This is a genomic window from Microbacterium sp., assembly GCF_049661145.1.
Classification (GTDB): domain Bacteria; phylum Actinomycetota; class Actinomycetes; order Actinomycetales; family Microbacteriaceae; genus Microbacterium.
This window is the reverse complement of sequence record NZ_JBASZT010000235.1, coordinates 1-2,333: the sequence shown is the minus strand read 5'-3', so window position 1 is coordinate 2,333 and position 2,333 is coordinate 1. Positions and strand designations below refer to the sequence as shown.

Here is a 2,333-nt window from a genome sequence, read left to right as displayed (position 1 = left end):
GGTCATCGGCGGGGGCGGGGGTCAGTAGGCGAGGGCGCGGTCGACGGCCTCGAGGATGCGGTCGGCGTCGGGCAGGTACACACCCTCGAGCTTGGCGGGCGGGAACGGCACGTCGAAGCCCGACACGCGCAGCACGGGGGCCTCCAGCGCGAAGAACGCGCGCTCCATGACGGTCGCCGCGACCTCCGAGCCGACCGAGACGAACCCGGGGGCCTCCTGCGCATAGACCATCCGTCCGGTGCGACGCACCGAGTCGAGGATCGGCCCGTAGTCGATCGGCGACAGCGACCGCACGTCGACGACCTCGCACGACGTTCCCTCGCCCTCCGCGAGGGCGGCGGCCTGCAGCAGCGTCGTGACCATCGCGCCGTGGCCGACGAGGGTCACGTCGGTGCCCCGCCGCACGACGCGGGAGGCGTGCAGCGGCAGCGCGCGCTCGGCGGTGTCGACCTCGCCCTTGAGCCAGTACTTGGCCTTCGGCTCGAGGAAGACGACCGGGTCGGGCGAGGCCACGGCATCCTGGATCATCCAGTACGCATCGTTCGGCGTGGACGGCGACACGACCCGCAGTCCCGGCGTGTGCGCGAAGTAGGTCTCGGGGCTCTCCTGGTGGTGCTCGACGGCACCGATGTGTCCGCCGTACGGGATGCGGATGACCACCGGGAACGACGCGGCGCCCTCGTGCCGGTTGGTGAGCTTGGCGAGCTGGGTCGTGATCTGGTCGAACGCGGGGAACACGAACCCGTCGAACTGGATCTCGCAGACGGGGCGGAATCCCGCCATCGCGAGGCCGATCGCGGTGCCGACGATGCCCGATTCCGCCAGCGGCGTGTCGAGAACGCGGCGGTCACCGAACTCGGCCTGCAGTCCCTCGGTCACGCGGAAGACGCCGCCGAGCCGGCCGATGTCCTCGCCCATGAGCAGGACGTGGTCGTCGGCGGTCATCGCGGCGCGCAGGCCCGCGGTCAGGGCCTTGGCGAACGGCATGGCGGTCACGCGGCACCTCCCTCGACCGAGCCCTCGAACGACGCTTCGTAGGCGGCGAGCCACGCCCGCTGTTCCGCGATGAGCGGGTGGTCTTCGCCGTAGACATGGGCGAACATCGTGTCGGCCTCGAGTCCTCCCAGTGCGTTGGTGCGCACGCGCACGTCGTCGGCGTAGGCGGCAGCCTCGGCATCCACCTCGTCGAAGAAGGATGCCGACGCGCCGCGCCCTTCGAGATGCGCGCGCAGCCGGGCGATCGGATCGCGCCGGGCCCAGGACTGCTCCTCGTCGCTCGTGCGGTACTTCGTGGGGTCGTCGCTCGTGGTGTGCGCGCCCATGCGGTAGGTCATCGCCTCGATCGCCTGCGGTCCGCCGCCCGCGCGGGCCTCATCGAGCGCGAGGCGCGAGACGGCGTAGCTGGCGAGCACGTCGTTGCCGTCGACGAGGGTCGAGGGCATGCCGTAGCCGGCGCCGCGGCGGTAGAGCGGCGCGCGGGACTGCGTGGCGACCGGCACCGAGATGGCCCACTGGTTGTTCTGCAGGAAGAACACCTGCGGCGTGCGGTAGGTGTTGGCGAACACCATCGCCTCGTGCACGTCGCCCTGGCTCGACGCGCCGTCGCCGTAGTAGACGATGACGGCCTCGTCGCGGTGCTCGTCGCCCGTGCCGCAACGGCCGTCGAAGACGAGGCCCATGCCGAAGCCGGTCGCGTGCAGGGTCTGGGATCCCAGCACGAGCGTGTAGATGTGGACGTTCCCGTTACGGGGATCCGTCGGGTCCCAGCCGCCGTGGGTGAGCCCGCGCATGACCCGGATGATGTCGATCGGATCGACCCCGCGGGTCGTCGCGACGACGTGCTCGCGGTACGACGGGAAGAGGTGGTCTTGCTTTCGGGCGGCGCGCACCGAGCCGACCTGCGCGGCCTCCTGACCGAGGCTCGGCGGCCAGAGCGCGAGCTGGCCCTGGCGCTGCAGGTGTGTAGCCTGCTGGTCGAACGCGCGGACCGTGACCATGTCGCGGTAGAAGGTCTCGAGGTCGCTGTCGCCGAGGGCATCGATGAGCGGCAGGTAGCGCTCGGCTTCGGGCGTGGGAGCGAACGTCCCGTCAGAGGCCAGAACGCGCACGAGTGCCGGGTCGTCGGGCGGGGTCATCCTCCCACGCTAACGGGCGGCGCATGCACCGTTCTGCATGAGATGGACAACGGATGCCGGAATCCTCCGTGGCTGCCCGACAACCGGCATCCGCCCGCGCTCGGCTTCGCCGCGCGCCCCCCGAACGCCGAGAGAACAACCGGTCGCCGAGAGAACAACCGGTCGCCGAGAGAACGGTTGATACCCGTTCTCTCGGCG

General features: G+C 70.9%; 2 protein-coding genes. Both read right to left on the bottom strand.

Annotated features, from left to right (window positions below):
* Nucleotides 1-21: 21 nt before the first annotated feature.
* Entirely contained in the window at nt 22-987 is a 966-nt protein-coding gene (locus WBP48_RS09870; RefSeq protein ID WP_424439657.1) for an alpha-ketoacid dehydrogenase subunit beta, read from the bottom strand.
* A gap of 5 nt (nt 988-992) precedes the next feature.
* Nucleotides 993-2,135: a thiamine pyrophosphate-dependent enzyme gene (locus WBP48_RS09865; protein ID WP_424439654.1), complete on the bottom strand. Its 1,143-nt coding sequence runs from the start codon at nt 2,133-2,135 to the stop codon at nt 993-995.
* Nucleotides 2,136-2,333 lie beyond the last annotated feature (198 nt).